Source organism: Streptomyces sp. MnatMP-M17 (assembly GCF_900091995.1).
In the GTDB taxonomy this organism is placed as follows: domain Bacteria; phylum Actinomycetota; class Actinomycetes; order Streptomycetales; family Streptomycetaceae; genus Streptomyces.
This window is the reverse complement of record NZ_FMDK01000170.1, coordinates 1-3,418: the sequence shown is the minus strand read 5'-3', so window position 1 is coordinate 3,418 and position 3,418 is coordinate 1. Positions and strand designations below refer to the sequence as shown.

General features: G+C 67.0%; 2 protein-coding genes and 1 pseudogene. 1 reads left to right on the top strand and 2 read right to left on the bottom strand.

Annotated elements, in window-relative coordinates:
- Positions 1-548: pseudogene (locus GA0115259_RS40105) on the top strand (hypothetical protein); the annotation flags it as partial.
- Between the two features lie 84 nt (positions 549-632).
- Here GA0115259_RS40105 and GA0115259_RS08600 read toward each other — a convergent pair.
- Positions 633-2,039 carry a cytochrome P450 family protein gene (locus GA0115259_RS08600; RefSeq protein ID WP_093593239.1) on the bottom strand — a complete coding sequence of 469 codons (1,407 nt, stop codon included), beginning with the start codon at positions 2,037-2,039 and terminating at the stop codon, positions 633-635.
- Positions 2,040-2,248: 209 nt separating this feature from the next.
- A complete protein-coding gene (dhaK, locus tag GA0115259_RS08595) occupies positions 2,249-3,244 on the bottom strand; it encodes a dihydroxyacetone kinase subunit DhaK (protein WP_093593236.1) in 996 nt (331 codons plus the stop codon).
- Between the last annotated feature and the right edge of the window lie 174 nt (positions 3,245-3,418).

The following is a 3,418-nucleotide window of genomic DNA, read 5'->3' as shown; positions in this document are numbered from 1 at the left end:
TCAGCCCCTGGGACGGCCGCCAGTGGCTGGTCACGGCCGGCCACTGCTACGGCGTCGGCACCCATGTCTACGCGGCCGGCGGCAACTACATAGGCCAGGTCAAGTACCAGCTCCCGGCGATCGACTCGTCGTTCATCGAGGCACCGACGAACCGCTACACCTGGGACGGCCTCGACGCGGCGGGCTACAGCCGCTATCTGAACGGCGTGCGCAATGTCGCCGTCGGCGACTTCACCTGCCAGCTCGGATACAACTCCAAGGTCGTCTGCAACATCAGAACGGTGTATTCGGGCAATGTGAGCTGGAACGTCAACGGCACGACCGTATGGGGAAGTTACGGTGTGCCGCACTACGGCGGCATCGTCGGCCGGGGCGGCGACAGCGGCGGTCCGGTCATCTACATCAACGACACCGACTCACGGCAGCTCAACGGCATCGTCAGCGTCGGCTACGGATGCAACGCCGCCCAGGAGTGCAGCACGGGTCTGGGCTGGGTCGATGTGTGGTCGATCTTCAACGGTTTCTCCATCAAGCTGAACCCGTCCTGACCGTCCTGAGCCGAACCCGTCCTGATACGACAGGCGCGTGGCCCCGGCCGAATCCGTCCGGCCCGGGGCCACCGCCCACAGTCGTCAGAACGAGTTCGGATCTATCTTGCCGGTCACCAGGCTGGTGAGGAACTGACGCAGCGTGGCGGCCGGTACGGGCTGCTCCTCGCCCGCCGCCCGCTCGCCCGCCGCCCGCCGATCGGTGGCGGGCACGACGGGTATGTCGAAGCCCGCCCTGAGCTGGTATCTGATCGGCAGCGCGCGCAGGCCCCGGACGAAGGGCGAGGAACGCCATGGAAGCCGGTCCACAGGTACCGCCAGTTCGAGGTGCTCGAACTGCTCGAACAGGGACTCAAGGGCCAAAGTGGTGATGGTGGTGGCGAGTTCCCGGGCCGGGCACTGCCGTGGGCCCGCGCCCCAGGAGAGATGGGCACGCGTGCTGGTCGCCCGGTGGGCCGACGTACCGGCCGCGAAGCGTACGTCCGTGTGTGTGGCGGCCGTGGCGATCCACACCGGTTCGCCCGCCCGGATGATGTACTCGCCCAGCCGCTGATCGGTCACCGGAAATCGCGGTACGAAGTTGGCCAACGGCGGCTTGCGGAGGGCGACATGGTTGACGGCCTCGCGGATCATGCCGGCCGACAGACTGGCGCGGGCGCGGCCGTCGCCGGTGATGATCTCGACGACGGAGTTGGCGATGAGGATGCCTCCGTGGTCCGCGATCATGCCCATGAGCATGGTGAGTTCATGGGCCAGCTCCGCGGCCGTCAGATTCGGCCGTGCGGCCAGCAGATAGGAAGGGAAGTCCTCGCCCGGCCGGCTCCGTTTCTCCTCGCCGAGCCTGCCCATGGCGGCGAGGACACGCTCGGAGGCCTGGGCCGAGGCCGGTCCGGCGTCCAGGATCCGCCAGATGTCCATGAGGGCTTCGTCATCGAGGGAGCCGGAGGCGCCCAGCAGCTCGCCGGCGACCATCAGAGGCAGCGGCCGGGAGAACTGCGCGGCCAGATCCGCGATACCCGATCTGCCGCCCTGTGCGAGGAGTGTGATGAGGTCCTTCGCGGTACGGCGGATGTTGTCCTTGAGCCTGCGGGTCTGCGGATGGCCCGGATCCTGGAAGGGCTTCAGCGCCGCGTCCCAGGCGGCCCGGTAAGCGGCATGGTTGGGACCGCCTCGCGCCATCATGTTCTCGGCCACCAGCGCGGGAGCGACCGGCCAGTCGTCCGGAACACGGCCTTCGTTACGCGCACGCCAGTGCTGTATGCCCTTGGGCCACATCGCGTCGTTCTGGAGTACGTGCAGGGCTTCCGGATATCCCAGCACCAGCCACACGGGCACACCCAGCAGATCCACCGGGGCCACGGCGCCGTGCCGCTGACGCAGACGTTCGTGCACAACCTCCGGGCTGTCCTGGTACTCACGCCCGAGCAGAGGCTCGGCCGGCAGTGACTCCAAAGTGACGTCCGGGGTGTATCCCCCGCTGACTCGTTCCACGTCGGTCTCTTCCTACAGTGCGGCTCACCGCACCACAAGTCGGCTGGCGGCGCGGCGAACTGAGTGGCCGTCAGCAAGCAGCACACAAGCCTGACATGGTGTGATCGCCGCCGGCCGACCAGTCGCGTCACACACTGCTACGGAGCGGACACATTGCCAAGCCTGTTCAACGTCAAAGCTTGGACAACAAATCCCGCCGGACGCGGATCTCAGAAGACACGGATCGGGATCTCGGCCGGGGCCGCGAGCAGATCGGAGATCTCGTCGTCCAGCCGGACCAGAGTGATGGAGGCGCCCGCCATGTCGAGCGAAGTGCAGTATTCGCCCACGTAACTGCGGCGGATCCCGATGCCGCGCTCGGTGAGCTGCTTGTGCGCCAGCCCGTACACCAGATACAGCTCACCGATGGGAGTGCCGCCCAGGCCGTTGACCATCAGGGCGACACCGTCGCCGGAGGTGTAGGGGAGATCGTCGACAACAGCGGTGACCAGCTCCCGCACCATCGCGTCGGCGGGCCGGAGCTTCTCGCGCCGCCGACCGGGCTCACCATGGATGCCCACGCCCATCTCGACCTCGTCCTCGGGCAGCTCGAACAGCGGCGATCCCTTGGCCGGCGGAGTGCACGCGGTCAGTGCCATACCCATGGTGCGGGTGACGGAGTTGACCTTCGCGCCGATCCGGTGCACCTCGTCGAGATCGGCTCCGCGCTCCGCCGCCGCGCCGACGGCCTTCATCACAAAGAAGTTGCCCGCCACACCACGGCGGCCGACCGTGTAGGTGGAGTCCTGCACGGACACATCGTCATCGATGAACAGCGTACGGACGGTGACACCGTCAGCCTCGGAGAGCTCTTCGGCCATCTCGAAAGCCATCCGGTCGCCCGTGTAGTTGTTGACCAGCAACAGCACGCCCTTGGGCGACGCGACCAGCTTGACCGTCTCGTACACATAGTCGGTGGGCGGCGCGGAGAAGACATCGCCGGGACACGCGGCATCGAGCATTCCTCTGCCCACGGTCATGGCATGGGCCGGTTCATGTCCTGATCCCGATCCCTGGACGATGGAGACCTTGTCCGCGCGCGGTGCGTCGGCGCGCATGATCAGGTTGTACTCGGGGATGTAACGGAGGCTGTCCGGGTTGGCCAGGGCCAGCCCTTGCAGCATCTCGGGCACATAGTTCTTCGGATCGTTGACGAACTTCTTCATGAGGATCGCTCCTGGATCTCGACGCTGAGGCAGGGACAAGGACTGAGGCAGGGAGGACAGGGCCGGTAGGTCCGGATCGGTTCCGGTCGGCCTGGAGGTCAGACGCGCCGCGCCCATTCGTCGGCGATCCGCTCCGCGATGACCGCGACAGCCACGGCTCCCGCGTCGGGCGAG